Below are 20,680 nucleotides of genomic sequence, written 5' to 3'. Positions count from 1 at the left end.
GGATGGGGGTCCGGGGGAAGGGGAGGAAAGAACCCTTTTCAAAGGGTTTTTCCTCCCCTTCCCCCGGCCGATCGCTGCTGTCCTCATCCGTAAGGCTCGATGACTCGCCAACGGCTGAGGCCCGGAGGCACATCCCACCCCTCACTTACATAATTTCTCGGCCAGGGCCGCGCCCTGTTCGCCGCCTCCGGCCATGCGGGCCAGTTCGCATTTGATCTCATCGTTGTCCAGCCGTTCGCACCGGGTGTAGGTGGCGTTGTCCACGACTTCCTTCTTGATCAGGAAGTGGCGGTCGGCCATGCGGGCGAGCTGCGGCCAGTGGGTGATGAGCAGCATCTGCTGGCGGTCGGCCAAGGCGCGCAGCTTCTTGCCCACGGAGTTGAGCGTCAGGCCGCCGATGCCCGCGTCCACCTCGTCGAAGATGAGCGAGGGGCGGGCGTCCTTTTCCTCGCCGTCCTTGTTGCCGTTGCCGCGCATGGTCACCAGGGCGAGCAGGAACCGGGAGAGCTCGCCGCCCGAGGCGATCTTGTCGAGCGGCTGGGCGGGCTGGCCCGGGTTGGGCACCCACATGAGCCGTCCGCGCATGTCGTCGCAGCCGGGGTAGAGCTCGCGCGCGTCGAATTCGAAATGGACCTTGACGTGCTCGGAAAAGCCCAGGTCGGTCAGCTCGTCCACGATGCGGATGGCCAGCTCCCCGGCGGCCTTCTTGCGGGCCTTGTTGAGGCTCGCCAGGGTCTCCTTGAGCGCGGCGGCCGCCTGGTCCTCCTCGCGGCCCAGGTTCTTCATGTCCAGGGCGCAGGCGTCGAGGAAGGAGAGGCTTTCGTCGATTTCGGCCTTCATGTCAACGATCTCGTCCAGGCCCCGGCGAAGTTTTCGCTTGAGCTTGGCCAGCGCGAACAGGCGCGCCTCGATGTCGTCCAGCGACATGGGATCGTCGTCGTCGAAATCCGAGGGGCCGCGCCGCAGCCGGGAGTCCATGTCGTGCAGGCGCATGCGCAGTTCCTCGATGGCCTCGCGGTCCTCGTCGAAGCCGGGGAAGAGCCGGGCGATGATCTCCATCTCGCGGTTGAGCAGGGCCATGGCGTCGAGCAGGCCGACCTCGCCGTGCAGGATGTCCAGGGCGTTCTGCAGGCATTCGCCCGCGCGTTCGCGGTCCTTGAGGATCTTCTTGCGTTCCTCCAGCTCGTTTTCCTCGTCCGGCTGCGGGTCCACGGTCTCGATTTCCTTTTTCTGGAACTCCAGGAATTCCCGCTGTTTTTGCAGGTCGTCGAATTTCTCGGACAGGCGGCGCTTGCGTTCGAGCACGTCGTTGAGCACGGCGAGCTGGTCGCTGCGCGCGGCCAGCAGGGACTGGTCGGGCAGGAAGGAGTCGAGGATTTCGGACTGGAAGGCCGGGGAGAGGAGCTTCTGCTGCCCGTGCTGGGAGGTGTGGATGACCAGCCGGGCGGCCATGTCGCGGATGGTCGGCTGGGAGGACAGGGTGTCGTTGACGTACACCCGGCTGCGCCCGGTCTCGGCGGACAGCTCGCGCCGGATCACGGTTTCGCCCTCGGGCAGGACGAAGAGCGCCTCCACCGTGGCCTTGTCCGTGCCGGGGCGGACCAGCTTCTTGTCCATGCGCTCGCCCATGAGGAAGTCCACGGCCCGCATGATGAAGGACTTGCCCGCGCCGGTTTCGCCGGTCAGGGCGTTCAGGCCGGACGAGAACTCCAGTTCCGCGTCCTCTATGAGGGCCAGGTTTCGGATGCGCAGCAGTTCGAGCATGTGGTGGTGCCTCCGGGGGCCGGGGATCGATCGTTAAAGTCAGTACGCGATGAAGGACGTTTCGCGGGCGAGGGTTTGCTCGTCCAGCGGGACCAGGTAATCGAGGTAACGCGTGTCGTTATACACCAGAGCCGCACGGCGGAAAAGGGGAACGTACGGGTATGGGTCGAAGTCGTCCGCCCCGGTTCCGGATAGGGGGTCGGCCGGGTCCAGGTGCGGCCCGTTCCGGTCCAGGGCCCTGCGGATGGACTGGCCCGTGGGCGTGGCCCAGTGCCACAGGTCCAGGCCGCACCGTTCGCCCACCGAGGCCAGGACCATCAAGGCCTCCAGGTTGAAGAAGGTGTAGTGGCGCGGCCGGGTGCGCGCGAGCTCGCGGGGCATGGACCCGTCGGGCAGTATCTGGGTGGCGATGCGCCGGTTGCCTGCCATCCCGGCCACCTCGCGGGCCAGCTCCCGGTCGCCGCGAAACAGGGCGAAGGCGGCGACCTGGGCGTCGAACCAGGTGCCGTGGTTGTTCAGGGCGGCGGCCTCGGCCCGGCCTTGCTCGCTGCGCAACAGCCAGAACAGATACTTGCCGAACCACTCCCGCGCCCTGCGCGAGTCCTCGCCGGTCCAGGCCTTGGACGGCTCCAGGAGCCGGATGGCGTCGCACACGGGGATGAGCGCCGCGGTCTCGATGATTCCGGTCCGGTTGCCCTGGTCCAGGCCGGGGCGCATCTGCGCGTGCTCCAGGTTCGGGACCATGCGCGTGGCCGGGGCGCAGAGCCAGGCCCGCACGTGGGCCGAGGCCCGGGCCGCGTAGAGTTGGTTGCCCGTGAAATACCAGGCCAGGGCCAGGGTGCGGACCGTCATGGCCATGCGCGTGAGCCGTTTTCGGTCATAGCGGTCCGAGTCGGCCTCGGGGTTGCGTTCGCCGTCGCGCCGCACGTAGGGCAGCCCGGTGCGCGATTTCGGGTCGGGCCACCAGTAGGGGGCCAGGGAGCGGTATTCGCGGACCGGCAGGCCCGAACCGCTCCTTCCCTTGGCCGTGACCGGCTCCACCGGGACGAGCATGGCCGCGTCCGCCGAGGCCTTGAGCGCGGCCATGGCCGTCCGCACGGCGCCTTCGCGGGCCAGGATCCGCTGCCGCGACTGGTAGAGCACCTCGGGCGAGAGCACGATGGTCTGCGGCAGGTTCACGCCCGCCGGGGCCGGGGCGGCCAGACAGACGACCAGCCCGGCGGCCAGACAAACGGCCGACAGCACGGCCTGCATGACGGTTCGGAAGGGGAAGGGGCGTCGGATCATGGCATTGCCTCGTGTGGTCCGGGCCGATGAGCGGATGCCGGACGATGATTCCGTATACCTTACCGCGCCTCCGGGGGAAAGGGGCGGCATGCGGCGCGGTCCGAATAATAATGTCGCCGGGGCCGCGCCGGGCGTAGTTTGGAGGGAGCGTGGAGGCGTGCCTTCTCCTGGGCTGGGCGCACGCCGCGCGGAGGAACGGCTCATGCTCGAACTGCAACGCATACGCACGCGGCTGGGGATCGTGGCCAGGGTCATCGCCTGCGAACTGGACAGGGTCAAGGACACCCTGCACTATCTGGCGTGCCACACCCTGGAGCTGTTCCAGATCACGCCGCGCGACCCGGCCCTGATCAGCGCCTGGCTCGCGCGCGAGGGGTTCGCCGTGGGCGGGGACGGGTTCTTCCTGAGCCTGCCCGATCTGGCGGCCTTCCGCGACGGGCGGCTGCCCGAGGGGGTCATGAGCTATTCCTGGCCGCCCGACCGGATGGACGACCCGGACGCCCGGTATCGGCTGTTCTGCCACCGGAACATGGGCGACCTGCTGCGCACCCTGCGGCAGCGGCTGCCCGGCACGGTCTGGGTCTACTACCAGGACGCGACCAACACGGCCCTGCAATACCCCTACATCGACCAGATCACGGCCATCACCCCGGATTTCCAATGGTCCGAATACCACACCTGGGCCTCGGTCTGCCCGCAGGCCAACCCCGAGCGGCTGGCCCGCTGGTCCCCGCCGCACATCGACTACGCCGGGCAGGGGCTGATCATCGCCGCCTCCATCCCCATCTACGAGAACGACGAATTCATCGGCCTGTGGTCCATCGACCTGCGCGTGGACAGCCTGGTCCGGGCCTCGGTCCTGGCCCCGGCCTATCCCTCGCAGCTGACCTGCGTGGTCGGCGGCGACGGCGTGGTCATCGCCTCCAGCCGAGGCGTGGTGGTGGACGACATGGCCAAGGGCGAGAAGTCCGTGATCTCCTTCGGAAACCTGCACCCGGCCTTTGCCGGGCTCGACCCCGCGGAGCTCCTGGAACAGCGCCAGGGCTACCGGGTCGTGGAGACCGAGGACGACGACTTCCACGTCTGCTGGGTGGATCTGCACTGCATGGACTGGCTGTGCATCACGGTCCTGAGCCGGGACGACCTCCTGGACACGGCCAAGGAGCAGTTCCGGCACGCCTTCGACAACCTCGGGTTGGGCCGTCCCGATTCCTCGGTGGGCGTGGCCGGGCTGCCCACCGAACTCCTGGAGCTGGGCGAGGCCTACAACCGCATGGTCGAGAAGCTCAACCTGGCCCGGGCCGACCTCCTGCGCCAGAAGGCCGAGCTGGCCGAGCAGAAGGAGCGGGCCGAGGCCGCCAACAACGCCAAGACCTTTTTCCTGGCCAACATGAGCCACGAGCTGCGCACGCCGCTCAACGGCATCGTGGGCATGCACCGTTTGCTCCAGGCCACAAGCCTGGATGAGGAGCAGGCCGAATACGTGGACCTGGCCGTGCAGTCGGTGTCCAGGCTGACCGACCTGCTCGGCGACATCCTGGACCTGACCCGCATCGAGTCCGGCAAATTGTCCCTGTGCGAGGGACCGTTCCGCCCGAGGGAGATCCTGGGCTTCGTGGGCCAGCTCTTCGCGCCGTCCTGCCAGGACAAGGGCATCACCCTGACCGTCCACGTGGACCCGGCCGTGCCCGAGGTGCTGGCGGGCGACGCCGTGCGCTTCCAGCAGGTGGTCAACAACCTGGTGGGCAACGCGGTCAAGTTCACCGACGAAGGGGCCGTGGAGGTCGAGGCCTATCCCCTGCCGGGCGGGGACCCGGCCGCCTGCCGGGTGCTCTTCGCCGTGTCGGACACGGGCATCGGCATGGACGAGGCGGACATGGACGGGCTGTTCGAGCCGTTCATGCAGGCGGACATCGGCTACGGGAGGCGGTTCCAAGGCGCGGGCCTGGGGCTGTCCATCGTCCGTCACCTGGTGGGCCTCATGGGCGGGAGCGTGGACGCGGCCAGCCGTCCCGGTCTGGGCACGTCCTTCCATTTCTGCCTGCCCTTCCGGCTGCCGGACCGGGCGGAGGAGGACCCGGCCCTGCCGGACCCGGTCTGCCGGACCAGCGCCCACTGCGCCGTGCTTCTGGCCGAGGACGAGCCGGTCAACCGCATGGCGGTCCGGACGTACCTGGAGAAGGCCGGCTTCGCGGCCGAGGGCGTGGAGAACGGGGCCGAGGCCCTGCGCGCGCTCGAAGAGGGGGATTTCGGGCTGGTGCTCATGGATATCCAGATGCCGGTCATGGGCGGGGTGGAGGCCATCCGGGCCATCCGCGAGGGCCGGGCCGGGGCGCGGAATGCGGACATTCCCATCGTGGCCCTGACCGCCTTCGCCATGTCCGGGGACCGCGAGACATTTCTCGAGGCCGGGGCCGACGACTACCTGCCCAAGCCCGTGGACCTGGACCGGCTGACCGGGGTCATGAACCGGCTCCTGCTCCGGTCGAAGGCGGGCGGCTAGTCCGTGGCGAGCGCCTTGGCCATGAGGCAGACGTTCTCGCCCACCAGGTAGGTGGCGGCGACGTAGACCCGCTCCAGGGCGAACCCCTTGGCCCGGTAGAAGGCCAGCGCCTTCTCGTTGCGCGCCAGGCAGTCCAGGGTCAGCCGGTCGAATCCGGCCCGGCGGGCGCGGTCCACGGCGTGATCGAGCAGGGCGGAGCCCACCCCTCGCCCCATGAATTCCGGGCGAACCCACAGATGGTCCACGTAGTCTTCCTTGAGGAGCAGGGCTCCCGCCGGGACGCCGTGGACCTGGGCCATGCTGAAACGCGGTCCGCTCTCGCGGGCCACCTGGGCGGGCCGGTCCATGTCGAGGATCTTCTGGAACTGGTGCGCGGGCAGGAACAGCGCGTAGCTGGCGAGCATGGAGGCGCGGATGATTCCCGCGATGCACGCTTCGTCTTCGGCCGAGGCCGGGCGGATGTGGATCACTGCTTGAGCCTCGGGTCGAGCAGGTCGCGCAGGGACTCGCCGAGCAGGTTGTAGCCGAGCACGGTCACCAGGATGGCCAGGCCCGGGAACACGGACAGCCACCAGGCGATGCCGAGGACCTCCTTGCCTTCCATCAGAATATTGCCCCAGGAGGCGTCGGGCGGCTGCACGCCCAGGCCGAGGAAGGAGAGCGAGGACTCGGTCAGGATGGCCCCGGCCACGCCGAGCGTGGCGGACACCAGCACCGGCCCCATGGCGTTGGGCATGATGTGCCGGAAGATGATCCGCCGTGGTCCGGCCCCGGCGGAGCGGGCGGCCATGACGAAATCGCGCTCGCGGATGGACAGGGTCTCGGCACGGATCAGCCGGGCCACGCCCATCCAGCCGGTCAGGCCGATGACGATCATGATGTTGGTCAGGCTCGGCTCCAGAAAGGCGATGACCGCCAGGATCAGGAAGAACGACGGGAAGCAGAGCATGACGTCCACCCCGCGCATGATGATCTCGTCCACGATCTTGCCGAAATAGCCGGAGATGAGCCCCAGGATCACGCCGATGGAGGTGGCGATGCCCACGGCCACGAACCCGACCCACAGGGACACGCGCCCGCCGAAGAGGATGCGCGAGAACACGTCGCGGCCGAGCGCGTCCGTGCCCATGAGGTGGGTGGCGCTCGGCGGCAGGAGCAGGGCGTCCACGTTGATGAAGTTGGGATCAAAGGGCGCGATGAGCGGGGCGAACACGGCCCCGAAGGACATGATCCCGACGATGAGCGCGCCGATCACCAGCAGGGCGTGCCGCGCCCACGGGGAGACGCGCTTGAGCGGACGGCGTTTCATCGGCCCCTCCCCTGGCCCACGCGGATGCGCGGGTCGGCCAGGCCGTAGCCCACGTCGGCCAGCAGGTTGCCCGCCAGCGTCAGGACCGCGCCGAGAACCAGCGAGCCCATGATCAGCGGGTAGTCGCGGGCCATGACCGCCTGGTAGAAGAGCTGGCCCAGGCCGGGCAGGGCGAAGATGGATTCGATGATCACCGACCCGCCGATGAGCGCCGGAACGGACAGGCCGAGGATGGTAATGACCGGCATGAGCGCGTTTCTGAGCGCGTGCTTGAACAGGACCACCCGGCTGGACAGCCCCTTGGCCCGCGCGGTCATGATGTAGTCCTGGCGCAGGACCTCGAGCATGGAGGAGCGCATGAACCGGGACATGCCCGCCCAGGAGCCCGAGGTGTAGATGAAGATGGGCAGGATCAGGTGTTTGGTCACGTCCCACCACTGCTCGGGCCCGGACATGGAGTGGAAGCCCATGGAGGTCAGGCCGGAAATGGGCAGGATGGGCCAGCTGATGCCCAGCCAGAGCATGAGCAGCAGGGCCAGCCAGAAGCCGGGCATGGCGAACCCGATGAAGACGATGACCGTGGAGATCTTGTCGAAGGCCCCGCCCCGCCACCAGGCCGCGGCCACGCCGATGGGCACGGCGATGAGCAGGGTCAGGATGAGGGAGGCCACGTTCATGCCGAAGGTCAGGGGCAGCCGCTCCCTGATCTTGTCCCAGACCGGCCGGTGGTCGCCGGACATGGACTGGCCGAAGTCGAGCCGCACCAGCCTTTTTAGCCAGCCCGCGTACTGCACGTGCAGGGGCTGGTCCAGGCCGTAGAGCTTTTCGAGCTGGAGGCGCGCCTCCACGCCCGCCTCGGGATTGAGCGTGGTCTGCAGGTCCGTGGGCGAACCGGGGGCCAGGTGGATGACCCAGAAGCTGATGACCGTGATCCCCAGAAAGACCACGATCACCCACAATAGTTTTATCAGAATTTTCTTGAGGACCTGGCCCATTGATTCTCCTAATGATTCCAACCGTCCTCATTTCTTACTGCAAGACCGCCCCCGAATCAATCAACAAGGGTACCCGCCGATTTTTTCGGTTGACATCCGCCCGCCCCTTGGATAATTACCCTCCACCCAACGACGTGGGGCTGTAGCTCAGTTGGGAGAGCGCTTGAATGGCATTCAAGAGGTCGTGGGTTCGATTCCCTCCAGCTCCACCACAAGAAAGCAAAAGGCTTAGAAGGTTTTCCTTCTAAGCCTTTTTTCGTGGGATATACAAAAGAATATACAAATGAAATCGGGGGGGGGATTGGGGCCATTCGTCTGAGTATCCCGTGTCCATCGAACAAACGCTGCCCGGTGGCCCTACAAGGCTGTAAGCTGACATTCAATTTGAGAAAATCGGCCACGTAAGTTGAGAAAACTTGCGTGGCCGATTTTTTGTTTGGCATGGCCGATGCTATGCGCGTTGGTTGGTGGGGGTGGTTAGAGGGTCCAGTTGGCGAGGGTCTTGAGGCGGGTGCAGGCTGTTTCGAAGTAGGTCTGCGAGAGTTCAATGCCGATGAACCGGCGGCCTGTTTCGAGGCAGGCTTGGGCCGTGGTGGCGGAGCCTGCAAAGGGGTCGAGGACGGTGCAGCCCTCCGGGGTGATCTGGAGCAGATCGTGGAGGAGCGGGACCGGCTTCTCGGTCAGGTGCAGGCGCTTGGAGCTGGCGACTATGGAGCGCCGGTAGACGCCGGGGAGGCATCGGTCGGTGGCCGGTGTCAGTTTGCCTTTGCTGCCGATGAGGACGAACTCGCATTGGCGTTTGAATTCGCCCCTGGACGGGCGGGCCGTGGGTTTGTCCCAGACGACGATGTTGCGCCAGAGCCAGCCGCCCGCTTGCAGGGCGTCGGTCATGGCCGGGAGCTGCCGCCAGTCCGTGAACATCATGCAGACGCCGCCGGGCTTGGTGACGCGGTAGGCCTCGGCAAGCCAGAGCGTGGCCCAGGTGATGAACGAGCGCTGGTCCCGGTTGTCGCCGGGGAAGTCGGCGAACTTCTTCTGCGCGTCGGAGCTTTGGTACTTCTTCGACGGCGCTTGCTGGCGTTGCCCGATGGTCAGGCCGCCGCTGGAATACGGCGGGTCCGTCAGCACGGCATCGATCGAGCATTCATCCAATGCCTTCAAATGTGCCAAGGCCTCACCTTGGCACATGGTTGCATTGCCTATCTGTATCTTCACGCGAATCTCCGGTGGAGGCTCGTTGGCTTTCTGGGTTGAGGCTCGTGGCTTTCAGGTGGTTGAGGGTGCCGCAACGGGGGCACTTGATTTGGAGGTTTACGGCCTGCCCTTTGGCGAGCAGACGGTTGCAGTTTCCGCAGCGAATTTGGTTTTTCATATTGACTTTGAAGGGTTACCCCTGTGAGAAGTGTCGCCGGAACAGCGGTTTCTCTGCGGAATGGTTGCTGCCATCCGTGGGGTCGTGGTGCGGTGTTGCTGCACCGCGCCGGTGGGGGTGCTTGTAGCCCCCGCCTGTTCCTCTCGATTTGGCCCGCCGGAGCAATCCGGCGGGCCGTAGTCTTTGATCAATACCGATCTCATTGTTAATGAACTGGGTTGATGGCAGCTTCGCCACCGGTTACGCGATGTAGATACCTGTTGCCAGTCCTACGATGAGCATGACGGCTCCGACGATGATGGGGAGTTTGTACTTGCTCCAAATCCCCTCGGCAGCGTTGTCCAGATTGTTTTTTATGGAAGGCATGAGTCTCTCCTTATTGGTCTACGGCGGCACAATGCCGCCTTGGTTGCTTTGTGGCTAATTGTTTTCGGGTTCAGTGGGCCATTCTACAGACGCGGGAAAACCTGGTTGGCTTGGCACATCACGCAGGGCCTGGAAATACGTATCCAGCTCGGCAATGTCGTCGGTGGGTGTACGGCCCAGGCGCACCTCGGATTGATAGCGTTCAATGCGCCAGCGTGCCGCCTCCATCCGGGTGTCCCGCTCGGCCCGTTCATTTGCGGCCTTGCGTTCGGTGTCTAATATCCACTCCCCGGCGACCTCGTCCCATGTGGAATAAAGGTCATAGGTCGGCTCCAGTGCCGTGTAGGTATCCGGCACGGTTTGCCCTTCGGCCACGTACATCAACTCGCGGGTAGCCTTGTTGTAATACGGCGTTTTGTCGGTGGTATTAGGGTAGCCGATGACCAGCCAGCCGTCGGTCAGAGTCTCCACGGGGTCGCCCTTGGATTGGGTGTTGGGGTCGCCGGTCCATGGCTCATATTTAACCGGGGTCACGCCGATAACTGCTATACGCTCAATCCATGCCGCCTCGCTTTCGGCGGTGCGTCGGGTGAGGTAGGAGGCCGGATATACTTGGCCGTTGTGGATGACCTGCCGGGCTGCGCCCGTGGTGGCGTCTGTGTATCTGTATTGCTGCATATCGTCTCCTTATCGATTGATCTTGTAGGGGCCTATGACAGAGCCGTTACAGCCCGCGCCGGAATATCCGCTGTAATTGCCCACTTTGACAGCCGCCCCGCCAGCAGCGGAAATTGCCCCGGTAAACTTGTCATCTTTACCCAAAAGCACCACTACAACACCGCCGCCACTGGCTCCACCGCCACCACTGCTGCCGGTGTTCGATGCCACTCCTTTGCCCTCAATAGTTCCGGTGCCTGAAATAACCCCGCGCACAATGAGCACAAGTAACCCGCCTGTCCCGTCTTTACCGACAGGATTGCCGTGTCCGGCGGGGTTCCCGGTCCCGCCCGCGCAGGGATAGGACCTTTTGTTCGTCTGGTTGCCTACGCCACCTGCGCCGCCGTATGCTTCGGCATCATCGGCTGCGCCATTCTCGCAAGCAGACCCGCCACCAGACCCACCAGAAAAACAAGTTCCAGCCGCCCCGGAACCGCTAGACCCGGCGGTAGAATAACCAGAGCCGTACCAGGAACCGGACCCGCCACCGCCGGTACCATTCTCCACACTCCCGCCGTCGTTCGACTCCACGCCATTTTGGTCGTGGGTTTCTATCCTTGCGCCACCGTCTCCGCCGACGCGGGGTATCGCAATGACCACCCCGTTGCCAGTAACCTCGGGTTGATTGGCCTCGCTATCCACGACGGTCTGCCCACAGCCATAGCCGAGCGTGGCATCCGTATGAGTATCCGTGTGGCCAGCAGCCAAACGGCGAATAATCAGCCCCTCCGACGGCACAGCGTTGCCGTCACTCGGGGCCACCGGTGTATCGCTGGTGACCGTGGCGTCCGCCGGGTTTGCATGGCAGCCACGGGCGGTCATGGACAGGGTGCCGTTGATAGTGGCATTGCCGGTGCAATAGATCAGCAGCCCCCGGCAGCGGTTGGCAACGGTCAGCAAATACCCTTCGTCAACGGTCAAATTTACAGCGTTGATCACGACCATATCGCCGTCCTGCTCGGACGGGATGGACACGACCGAATCGACGAGGGTCCAGGTGGAAATGGTTGACCAGGTCACGCCGCCGTCGAAACTTTGCTCGGCACCGGCAGAGGTGATGCGGATGTCGCCGTCACTGCCGTCACCAAACCAGTTGCCCTTGCCGGATTTGGCGCGTTGGATTTTGCGTCTCAGCCAGGACATTACTCGGCCTCCTTGTAGCTGTATTCGGCAGTTGCCAAAACCTTGACCTTGCCGTCTTTCGGGTCGGTAAATGGTGCGAGGTAAATGCGGTCGATGGTCCCGGCGTCAGTCTCCGGCTCGTAGCCCTCGCCGTCGGGCCACAGCAGGGCCGAGGGCATGGTGCATGCCTTGCCGCCGGGACCCTGCACGATGGTCAGGTCGTAAGCGTCGCCGGGGCGGTATCTACCGATGACCATTTCGGTCACGTCGTCGTCCAGGTACAGGATGGCCGAGGGGACCACAGAGCAGTCCCAGGCAACAGTGCCATCCTCTATTTCCAGCAAGGCCTGCTCATACCCTTGGGGAGCGGAGTAAGTATGGGATTCAGAAAGGAGGTCAGTCACTTCTTCGGTTTTGTGGGTATGGTCTTTTGCGGCATGAGGCCCACCATGAGCATCTTTATTCTTGATGTGGTCTGACAACCCGTTTTGGATTCCACTGTGAGCCTCGGCACTTTCGTCATGCTCTGCAATTCTTCCAGCCACATGTTCCTGACTTGCCAGGACCTTGGTCGTGTCCACGGTCAGGTTGATCACCGCCGCGTTGGCGAACTTGACCGGGGCGGTGATCAATAATTCCACCTTGTCAGGAGCTTCAGGGGCGGGTTTCCAGGTTTCGGGATGGCTGCTTAAGGCGAGGAGCGTTTCACCCCCGTAGATGGCGATTTCGCGGATATACCAGCCGCCCACTGTGATGGGGACATGGCCCGTGAATTCGACCTCGCCGGATGCGGCAACCTCAATGCTTTGCAATTCGCCGCGCCATGTTTCGTTGACCAGGGCCTCGGACGTGTCCGTGTGGGCCACGGGTGCGCCGCCGCCGTCGCCCACGGCCATGTGGGTGGCCTGGAGCTTGGTGCCGGTCGCTTCGGACTGTGCGTAGGCGTTCAGCCCGGCTTTAGTGAGAATCAAAGACATGCGTTCCTCCTTGGAAGGCTGTTGAAAAACGGCGATCTGCGGCGTTGCTTCAAAGAGTTCAAACCCTCACGTACAGGAAGTACACTTCGGCCTTGAACTCTTTTCGCGCCTTGCATCTCACCATTTTTGAACAGCCTGTATTTTGTGTTTTCCACGGCCTATCAGGCGCGGACTCGGGCGACGGTATGCGTGTATCCGCCGCCGTGGACCGCACCGATGATGCGTATGGATGTCGTGCGCTCCGGGGTCAGCCGGACGCGGATCGTCGTGTAGGTGATGCCGCCAGCGTTCACTCCGCCGGGGACCGAACTGGCCGCCTGGATGCCCGCCAGCCTGGACCGGGCGGGCTTGGTCTCGTTCGCCATCCAGCCGATGCGGGTGAAGTCCTGCGCCTTGAGGCCCGCGTCCGGCACCGGCACCTTGGGCTTGAACTCGGCCCAGCGGGCCGGGTTCTCGTGGCGGACGTTGAGCATTTCCGTGCCGGGATAGCCGAAGTGGGCCAGGATTTGCGGCATGCCGAGCTGGCCGCCGCCGAGGCGCTGCCATGCAAAGGCGCGGATGCAGCGCTCGCGGAATTGCTCGTCCGTTTCCTCGGCAGACTGAGTGATGCCCCGGCTCTCGGCGTGCAGCGGGATCATGTCCGGCTCGCAGGTCCAGGGGTTGAACTGGTTGCGAAGGAAGATGATGTCCCGCCGCGCTTCGTCCAGGGCGCGGGCCAAGCCTTCCACCAGCGCGGCCAGCGGGCCGGGCCGGTGGATGAGCGGCCAGCGCAGGGTCTTGAAAAAGTAGTCCTTGAACACGCCCATGGCTTATTCCTCGCTGGCCTCGGCGGCGGTCAGGGTGAGGCTTGCCAGCGTGGCGAGGGCATCCGCCGCCACGGCGACGTCGCCGACCGGCGCGGCCCAATCGACCTTTTTCACGCCGGTCACGGCCATGACGGCGGCGGTGAGGCGGTCCAGGGTGACGTCCTCGCCGATCTGGAGCGGGGTGATCCCCTTGACCTTGGCCGGGTCGGTGAACAGGGCGCGGAGGCGCTGGGCGGCCTCGGCCTTGGCGCTGTCGGCGTGGGTGCCGGGATAGAGCGTCAACGCGCCGGAGATGGCGAGCGGCACGGCCTGCGGGCCACGCGCCTGCCAGTCGTCGTTGACCGGCGGCCCGGCCTGCACGTCCTCGGGCTTCGCGCCGGTGGCGACGGCCTGCCGGACGTCTTCCAGCAGCGCATCGGTGGGGATGCCCGCCGCGCCCTTGACGATGACGTCCACCGTGCCCTGGCCGCGCGGATGCTGGTCCAGCACCTTGACGGCCACGGTGCCGGTCACGGACAGCGCCCACGAGGCATAGGCGTACTTGGTCATGCCGTTGTTGCCCATCCAGCGCAGGATGTACCGCTCCCGGAGTTTGTCCAGCGGCTCGATGTCCGCGCCTTCCGAGGTCAGCCAGTCGGCGGAGTTGGCAACGGCGTCCACGCCGGAGATGGCCGTGACCATTTCGGTGATCTGCCCCGCCGAGGCGTTGGCGGCCGCGCCGTATTCCTCAGCCTCCACCGGCACCGCGACCTCGTTCATGCCGTTCTGGATGACCGCGTCCTGGGTGGTGACGTAGCGATAGACCTGCCCGGCCCCGTCCGTTTCGGTGCGGACGATCTTGCCCGCCGGGATCGGCACGTTGCCGGAGGTGGACACGCGGGCGAAGCGGACCATGCCCCTGGCCTTGGTGGCCTGCTTGCGGGGCGCTTCCACCTGTTCGGCGTGCCACTCCATCCACGCCTCGTCCGTGGCGGTCTTGGGCGCGGCCTGTTCGAACACGGCGGCCAGGAGCTGGTAGAGCTGATAGAGCCCCCAGCAGAATATCTCCAGGAGGCCGCGCACCACGCCCTTGTTCAGGTTCAGGCGGCGCGGCAGCCAGCCCTTGGCCGCGTATTCCTCCTGCACGTCCTCCACATGGCCGAAGACCATGGAGCGCACGTCGTCGAGGGTCTTAGACAACTGCGGGGTCGGCATCCTGGATCACCATTTCCTTTTTGGATTTATCGACCGTGATGACGAGGTTTCGCTCGTGGTCGGTGTCGATGAAGTGGAACGAGGCCTCGGCCCGAATGGACGTCGCATCCCATTGCGTGACCGAGCAGGCCACGGTGCCGGGCTGGATGCGCGGGTCCTCGTTCAGGCGGCGCTTGACCTCGACCGCGAAGCCGATCCGCGCCTCCTCGGTGTTCTCGGCATAGACCCAGTCGCGCAAAAGCGAGCCGAAGCCCTTGTCATAAAACAGGGAAGCAAGGTACGTATCCAACCGAAGGATAATGTCCTGCACGCCTGTGTCCGTGCCGTCCGTGAGCACCAGCTCGCCGTTGGCGGCCACGCGGGCCTGCATGTCGGAGTCGAGGGCTATGTCTTGGCCGAAGATGTCAGTCATATTTTGTTTTGGCTGCTTATTACGTAATTAAAGAAGGTCATAATTCGATATGGTAGATCGTCATATGCAATTAGTATTGCTCAGAAATTTGCGTGATGACTATCCTGCATTTATTCCGCTTGAGCGGTATTATGTAGTATTCGCACAAAGCCCATCTTGTCCCCGGTTCTCCAGGCAGCATAGACTGTCTGCATGAGCGAGAACACCCATCCCCACACCACTGCGGCCCTGGCCAAGCGCCGGGCGGAACTGATCGCCGACAACCAGGCCATGCGGGAACGCATCCGGCTGAACGACGGCTACATCAAGTCCCTGAACACGGCCATTGGCCTGATGGACCCCGGCTTCGATCCCGGCACGGTCCTGCCCAAGCGGCAATACACCCGGAAATTCGATCGGGGTGAACTGAAGTCCCTGATCATCCAGACTCTGAAGGCGGCCGAAGGCGGACCGCTGTCCACCAGGGCCATCACCGACCAGGTAATGGGACGGAAAGGCATGACCGATGATTGCCGGACGGAAGTCCGTCGGGCGCTGCTTCACTACGATGTCGTGGAAAAGGTCGATGGGGATCCCGACGACCACATGGAATATTGGGCCTTGGTGGGCTACGCCGCTGCGGCCAAGCCGGCCGGTTCGTCGTCGGTCGCCACGGCCGGCTTGACTTTGGTCCGCGACCAGTAGCCCCTGAAGGGCGATTCTTCTTCCAGGGTGAGCATCCTCCGCATCATGTCGAAGGCTATCCTGCCGTTGTCCCAACGCCTAGTGTCCTCACGGTAGGCGACCTCGTTGGCGTAGAGTCCCAGGTATTCCCGGCTGGCCTTGTGGATCTGCCCCTTGAACATGCGCCGGAACCGGGCGAAGAAGGATTCCGCCTGGTTGGTGTTCTCCCCGGCCGGCCCGCAGTAGCAGACGGAGTGGTTGACCACGACCCGTTCGAAGTTGACCTCGAGATCCCCGTAGGCCGGATGCTCGTCGGAGACGATGGTCGAACCCGCCTGGACATTGTCCTCGACGTGATACCGGACATCCTCTGCGTTTTCCGTGTCGATGACGTAGGTGAGCGTCCTGAAGGCCCCGTCCCCCTTGTCCCCGGCTTGCCTGAGGACCAGAATACATGTCTCGGGCATGGAGGACTTCCGGTTGCCATGCGGCCTGTCCTCGGCCTTGTTGGCAGGCCTGGCGTAGGGGTTGATGTACGCCCCGTCGGCCTGGACCTCGCCCTTCATGGCGGGCTGGTCGTACCGGGTCGCCAGCAGGGCGCTGCGTAGCTTGTGGTAGAGGGTGAAGGCGGTCTTGTATTGGACGTCCAGGTAGCGCATGAGCTGGCAGGCGGATATCCCCTTGGCCTCATCGGCCAGCAGGGCAATGGCGATCAGGACCGTCTTGAGGGGCAAGTTGGTGGAATGCAGCCAGGTGCCGCTGGTCACGGAGAACGTGTGGCCACAATCCTTGCATCTCCACTGCCGCCGCCCTTGGCTGAAATAATGGTCCACGCTGCCGCATTTCGGGCAATACGGCTCCCCGCCGGTCTTCGTCCACCGCATGTCGCGGAAGGCCTTGAAGACGGTCTCCTCATCCCATTCCGCTATCTGCGGGATCGACAGGCTGCGGGCTTTCGCCGAAAGCAGGAAGTGTTGCTGGTGCGTGTAGTTTTTCGAGGGCATTACGGCCAGTATAAAGCATATTTTTGAAGTTTTGTCAAGTATTGCGAGATGTTAGCTGGGTGTCTTGTGAAATGTGGAACAAGCCGGGATAACCGGTTGAAATACCGGTGAAGAGTTTATCTTTTTCTTTTTCGGTGGCTTAGACAGGATGTTCACCAGGAACTCGCAGCCATCTCTTCGATCAGGTTCAGGACGACACAAAAAAGGGAGGCTTGGCCTCCCCTTAACGTCGTATATGGTTTCAATCCGTGGGCTACTTGTCTTTATGCTTACAAACGCATTTCATACTGCATTTGCTACAATCCTCACATTTCTCAAGGTGGTTGCTTCGAAGGTCTGCCCCGGCCTCGTTGATCAACTGAACCGTACTATTGATCATGGCATCCGTAACAACCTCACGGTCTGCGCCACCGTGTTTCAAGTTGTGTATTTCTATTAGATCAGCGCTCTTTCCCGTCAGTTGCTTGTATCCCAGGGCATAGATGTGAAGTTGCTTCTTGGTGGTTTCCACATCCTGAGCTTCAGCATCTGACTTAAAATCTACGATGGTCAATTCGTTTGTTTCGGTATGGCGTATCAAGTCTATTCGGCCGTTTACCACGATGCCATTTGCCAAATTTAGTTCGATGACTTTTTCGACATGCTCAAGCTTGTCAAACTTATTGCTGTTTTCAACAATATATTTGGCGAGGTCCCTCTTGAACGCCTTTTCGAGGTTTTCCTTCAATTGCGTATTGGCGGGCGAGATAAAAGGAAGGAAAAAATGGTCTTCGTAAAGACGATCAACATCACTGACCGTGATTGTTGTCCCTTGAATCGATTCGGCATGAATCTCGGCCAAGGCATCATGCAACGACTTGCCGAAACCCATCGCTTGCTGGATCGGCTCATTAAATCCGTAAAGAAACCGTAACTTGAATTGGTAAGGGCATTCAAAATAGTATTTCAACTCCGAAAAGGTCAGGGGCAAGGTGAGATCAACGTGCCTCTGCTTCCCCTCAATTTTCCGAATAGATTTTGCGGGCGGCTCGGCAGTCGTAATGTTGTCGTAACGCGAGATGTCTGTTTGGAATTCGGAGATTTTTTTCGAGTTGCGTTTTTCTTCAATGGGTGACCATGAACAGAAAAGGTACTTCTCCGCTCGCGTTATGGCCACATAGAAAAGCCTTCTTTCATCTTCTTGTGTCCCTTTTAACCTTTCGGCATTAGAGACGGCATCACAAGGGATAACATGAAAAATCCCTCTGCCCCTTGATCCGCCTGATGGAAAACGGTTTTTCCTTAAACAAGGGATGAAGACCGTTGGCCACTGCATTCCTTTAGCCTTGTGAACGGTCATAATTTGGACAGCATCAGGCCTTCCGTATCCGTTTTCCCCTGCCCCTTCAGGATAATATTGAGGAGCGCGATACAACAGGAAGCTGGCAAATTCCGGATAAAGGTTACGAACACTACTCTTGAAGTAGATGTTTTCGAAGTCCGAAATCACGGTACTAAACTTGCCAAGGTTGTAATAAGCAATTTCACTTCTTTTGGTTGATTTGCTTACCGCATCGATACCCTCTTCACAAAGCTGGATAGTTCCCAAGAAATCAAGGTAAAGTCGTTGCAGATGCAACTCGGCGCTATTGCTTGTTGGAATAAGTTTCTTTTTTTCTTCAAGGAATGCACACCCCGCATCAATCTGCTCCTGAGACAATCCAAGTCTTGCATCCACCAAACTCTTTCTTACCTGCGATATGGACGGTGGAGTATATTTTCCATCGGAGTAGTCGGACAAGAACCAATACACAAGTCTCATCGCATTGACTTCCGGAGTGTCAAACAATCCGTCCATACCGCTAACAATATAAGGAATATCCTTGGCATCAAGGGCATCCATTATCGGGCGAGCATCATTCTTAACACTGCGCAACAAAACGGCGAAGTCAGAATAGCAAAGGCCACGTTCTTCGGCGTGAGGCTTGTCTTGGTAGGCCGCACCATGAAGGCTCTCAATTTTGCCAACGATCCAGTCAGCCTCTTCCACAGGCGACTTGAAAGAAAGGGCGAGAACGTCTCCCCGTTCAAAAGATTGCGAATTGGAGCTATCCATTTTTTTGGGGAGACGGTTCGGGATCTTTTCAACGAATTGTCGAGCTGAATCAACAATGGCTCCGCTGCTTCTAAAATTTAGACCGATGGAGACGGTGTCGACATTCGGGTATCGATCTTTGAACGTAATTATGTTCTGAACGTCGCTACCACGCCACTGATATATGGTTTGGTCGTCATCACCTACGACACAGATGTTGCCTGCCAGGTCGAAAAGGGTTTTTATTATCCTCTCTTGAAGAGGATTTATATCCTGATATTCATCAACGATAAGGTAACGAACTTGTTCTTTTATCTTGTTCCGCAACTCTTCATGCGATTTAAGCGCATTCAGTGCTTCCATTTGGATAGTCGTGAAGTCCAGGTATTTGTGCTGATGAAGGAGCGATCTATACTTCTCCACACTCGCAACGACCCCAGAAGGGATCTTGTCGTAGTCAACATCGGCCTCCGCGCAAATGCTCACCAAACCTTGATACAAACTCGAATCTATCCAACGTCTAAGATAGCCATCCTTCAATAAAGGAGTTTCAGTCAGCCCGGATTGTTTGCTGTACCTGTCGATAAGAAGACGCTGACAGACGTCGGACAGGACTTTGTATTTCAAATATTTGTAAATGGGGGGTTCTTGTAAAAGGTTCAGACAGTATCCATGGATTGTTCCGACATACATGCCTCCGAGTCCTTGGTCCGTTCCAAGTCTTTTTTGGCAAATGCCATAGATTCTATCCTTCAGTTCAATTGCGGCTTTCTCGGTGAACGTGAAGGCCACGATGCTCGACGGATCAACCCCTTGGCTGTCGAGGATATGAGCTATCCTTTCGGATATAACTTGGGTTTTACCGGAACCGGCACAAGCTATAATCTGAAGGTTTTTGTCAACGGTTTCAATGGCTTTTCTTTGATCGTCGGTGTAGTTCATTTGTGCTCGCGGGTGCTACTTGGTGAAGGTGAGAACTGTTTCAACGCCCATTCGTTTCTGCAGGGGGGCCGCACCGCCTTCCACCGGAGGCGGCAAATAGCGACTTGATGCGGGAATATCCCTTTCACTGACAGAAGCCAGCATGAGCCTGTGCTTTCTCGCCGCTGATTTTATGACCTCTGTATTCTTGACCAAAACACCTTTGATCTGAGAATTCCCCACGACATAAACGACCTGGCCCCCATGGCGAACTACCCTCGCCGCTTCTTTAACAAACTCGTTGATGTCCAAGGCATAGCGAAGGATCATCGACTTGATATTTTGCGGGAGTTCTTCGATGTCGCAATTTTCGGTCAGTTCCAGAGCCAAGTCCATATCCACGTTGGGATCAATTCCTCTGGAGGCCCCCACTGAGCCGGATCGAATGGATCTCAATTCAGGGATGGTATGCCCCATCCACACCAAGGCCATTTTGTGGCCTCGAAGATAATCTATGGCATTCAAATAGGGGGGGGAAGATACGACGGCATCCACCGCCCCATCGGGCAAGGCAACCATTCTTCTCGCATCACCCAATTCGATATTGGAGTCAGCGCCCTTTGGAATTTCGTTTGCCTTTTTCGCAACCCATTTACAGGACTTCAAGAACTCGGGAAAGACATCGAAGTCGTTTTCGCCATGTTTTCGGATTCTATGTGGCCGGCTGTGTGAGACGTCGCCTGCCAGCGAGGCTCCCTTGTGTTTGGTAATGATCAACCTACTCATGGCGATTCTAAGGGCATCGCCGATTCTTCCCGTCTCACGGGAAATAAAGTGCGACAACACGCGAAGATCACGCTTTTGCGGAGTGTCGTACCAGAAATCTATGAAGTCACTTGTTTCCTTGTCGTTATCGATCCAAGGAAGCTCCACTTCTCTCGAGGAAACCTTTTTTGCTTGTGCCAACAACTTCTCGGCAGCAACAAGCATTTCATCCTGGTCCACATGGTGGGTCTGAACCTTGGAGAGAAGCACCGCCATGGGATCGACATCGAATCCGCGCGCCACATGGCCGGAGTCGATTGCGACTTTCATGACCGTCCCAGACCCAGACATCGGATCCAAGACTACGGATCCTTCTGGGAGCCTTTCGATGGCCTGAAAGGCTAAATCTGAAGCCATTCTGGCCGGGAA

Annotated in this window: 19 protein-coding genes and 1 tRNA gene; 3 read left to right on the top strand and 17 right to left on the bottom strand. The window is 61.1% G+C overall.

The genetic code is table 11. The annotated features are described in order from the left end of the window. Window positions 1-141: 141 nt before the first annotated feature. Together AB6M95_RS08445 and AB6M95_RS08440 are read right to left on the bottom strand one after the other, a co-directional pair. Window positions 142-1,764, bottom strand: coding sequence for a DNA repair protein RecN (locus AB6M95_RS08445; RefSeq protein ID WP_371386293.1), 1,623 nt, complete (start codon window positions 1,762-1,764; stop codon window positions 142-144). Window positions 1,765-1,803: 39 nt separating this feature from the next. Continuing rightward, on the bottom strand, window positions 1,804-3,051 hold the full coding sequence (locus AB6M95_RS08440; RefSeq protein WP_371386292.1) for an alginate lyase family protein: 1,248 nt from the start codon (window positions 3,049-3,051) through the stop codon (window positions 1,804-1,806). A gap of 202 nt (window positions 3,052-3,253) precedes the next feature. Between AB6M95_RS08440 and AB6M95_RS08435 the strand changes: the two genes are divergently transcribed. Next, entirely contained in the window at window positions 3,254-5,554 is a 2,301-nt protein-coding gene (locus AB6M95_RS08435) for a response regulator (protein WP_371386291.1), read from the top strand. On the opposite strand, the gene AB6M95_RS08430 is transcribed toward AB6M95_RS08435, so the two are convergent. Genes AB6M95_RS08430 through AB6M95_RS08420 form a run of 3 tightly spaced genes read right to left on the bottom strand, consistent with a single transcriptional unit; the run spans window position 5,551 to window position 7,858 of the window. After that, on the bottom strand, window positions 5,551-6,024 hold the full coding sequence (locus AB6M95_RS08430; protein ID WP_371386290.1) for a GNAT family N-acetyltransferase: 474 nt from the start codon (window positions 6,022-6,024) through the stop codon (window positions 5,551-5,553). The two genes, AB6M95_RS08435 and AB6M95_RS08430, sit on opposite strands and share 4 nt — an antisense overlap. Beyond that, entirely contained in the window at window positions 6,021-6,863 is an 843-nt protein-coding gene (locus AB6M95_RS08425) for an ABC transporter permease (protein WP_371386289.1), read from the bottom strand. Before AB6M95_RS08425 ends, AB6M95_RS08430 begins: the two co-directional genes overlap by 4 nt. Further along, complete coding sequence (locus tag AB6M95_RS08420) at window positions 6,860-7,858, bottom strand: ABC transporter permease (RefSeq protein WP_371386288.1); 999 nt, start codon at window positions 7,856-7,858, stop codon at window positions 6,860-6,862. Before AB6M95_RS08420 ends, AB6M95_RS08425 begins: the two co-directional genes overlap by 4 nt. Window positions 7,859-7,994: 136 nt before the next feature. On the opposite strand from AB6M95_RS08420, the gene AB6M95_RS08415 reads away from it, so the two are divergent. Then, window positions 7,995-8,070, top strand: a tRNA-Ala gene (locus tag AB6M95_RS08415). Between the two features lie 265 nt (window positions 8,071-8,335). Here AB6M95_RS08415 and AB6M95_RS08410 read toward each other — a convergent pair. From AB6M95_RS08410 to AB6M95_RS08370, 9 genes are all read right to left on the bottom strand, one after another. Further along, complete coding sequence (locus AB6M95_RS08410; protein WP_371386287.1) at window positions 8,336-9,028, bottom strand: DNA-methyltransferase; 693 nt, start codon at window positions 9,026-9,028, stop codon at window positions 8,336-8,338. Window positions 9,029-9,032: 4 nt separating this feature from the next. Further along, complete coding sequence (locus AB6M95_RS08405; RefSeq protein WP_371386286.1) at window positions 9,033-9,230, bottom strand: Com family DNA-binding transcriptional regulator; 198 nt, start codon at window positions 9,228-9,230, stop codon at window positions 9,033-9,035. Between the two features lie 240 nt (window positions 9,231-9,470). Continuing rightward, complete coding sequence (locus AB6M95_RS08400; protein WP_371386285.1) at window positions 9,471-9,596, bottom strand: hypothetical protein; 126 nt, start codon at window positions 9,594-9,596, stop codon at window positions 9,471-9,473. 54 nt (window positions 9,597-9,650) lie between these two features. Further along, a complete protein-coding gene (locus tag AB6M95_RS08395; protein WP_371386284.1) occupies window positions 9,651-10,274 on the bottom strand; it encodes a phage tail assembly chaperone in 624 nt (207 codons plus the stop codon). Between the two features lie 9 nt (window positions 10,275-10,283). After that, on the bottom strand, window positions 10,284-11,456 hold the full coding sequence (locus tag AB6M95_RS08390) for a hypothetical protein (RefSeq protein ID WP_371386283.1): 1,173 nt from the start codon (window positions 11,454-11,456) through the stop codon (window positions 10,284-10,286). Then, window positions 11,456-12,412 (bottom strand): phage tail protein, encoded by a 957-nt coding sequence (locus AB6M95_RS08385; protein ID WP_371386282.1) that lies wholly within the window; start codon window positions 12,410-12,412, stop codon window positions 11,456-11,458. Before AB6M95_RS08385 ends, AB6M95_RS08390 begins: the two co-directional genes overlap by 1 nt. 161 nt (window positions 12,413-12,573) lie before the next feature. After that, a complete protein-coding gene (locus AB6M95_RS08380) occupies window positions 12,574-13,218 on the bottom strand; it encodes a phage tail protein (RefSeq protein ID WP_371386281.1) in 645 nt (214 codons plus the stop codon). 3 nt (window positions 13,219-13,221) lie between these two features. After that, complete coding sequence (locus AB6M95_RS08375; protein WP_371386280.1) at window positions 13,222-14,397, bottom strand: baseplate J/gp47 family protein; 1,176 nt, start codon at window positions 14,395-14,397, stop codon at window positions 13,222-13,224. Beyond that, entirely contained in the window at window positions 14,390-14,824 is a 435-nt protein-coding gene (locus AB6M95_RS08370; RefSeq protein WP_371386279.1) for a baseplate assembly protein, read from the bottom strand. The genes AB6M95_RS08375 and AB6M95_RS08370 overlap by 8 nt, the downstream gene beginning before the upstream one ends. A gap of 192 nt (window positions 14,825-15,016) precedes the next feature. Here AB6M95_RS08370 and AB6M95_RS08365 point away from each other — a divergent pair, with 192 nt between their 5' ends. Beyond that, entirely contained in the window at window positions 15,017-15,508 is a 492-nt protein-coding gene (locus tag AB6M95_RS08365; protein ID WP_371386278.1) for a hypothetical protein, read from the top strand. Here AB6M95_RS08365 and AB6M95_RS08360 read toward each other — a convergent pair. From AB6M95_RS08360 to AB6M95_RS08350, 3 genes are all read right to left on the bottom strand, one after another. Then, window positions 15,433-16,491 carry an IS1595 family transposase gene (locus tag AB6M95_RS08360; protein WP_371386277.1) on the bottom strand — a complete coding sequence of 353 codons (1,059 nt, stop codon included), beginning with the start codon at window positions 16,489-16,491 and terminating at the stop codon, window positions 15,433-15,435. The two genes, AB6M95_RS08365 and AB6M95_RS08360, sit on opposite strands and share 76 nt — an antisense overlap. A 253-nt stretch (window positions 16,492-16,744) precedes the next feature. After that, complete coding sequence (locus tag AB6M95_RS08355; RefSeq protein ID WP_371386276.1) at window positions 16,745-19,507, bottom strand: ATP-dependent helicase; 2,763 nt, start codon at window positions 19,505-19,507, stop codon at window positions 16,745-16,747. Window positions 19,508-19,522: 15 nt separating this feature from the next. Then, window positions 19,523-20,581, bottom strand: coding sequence for a hypothetical protein (locus AB6M95_RS08350; protein ID WP_371386275.1), 1,059 nt, complete (start codon window positions 20,579-20,581; stop codon window positions 19,523-19,525). Window positions 20,582-20,680: the final 99 nt, after the last annotated feature.

Origin of the sequence: Pseudodesulfovibrio karagichevae, assembly GCF_041414475.1 — a bacterium.
GTDB lineage: Bacteria > Desulfobacterota > Desulfovibrionia > Desulfovibrionales > Desulfovibrionaceae > Pseudodesulfovibrio > Pseudodesulfovibrio karagichevae.
The sequence above is the reverse complement of the archived record's forward strand: the minus strand, read 5'-3'. Positions and strand labels throughout refer to the sequence as shown.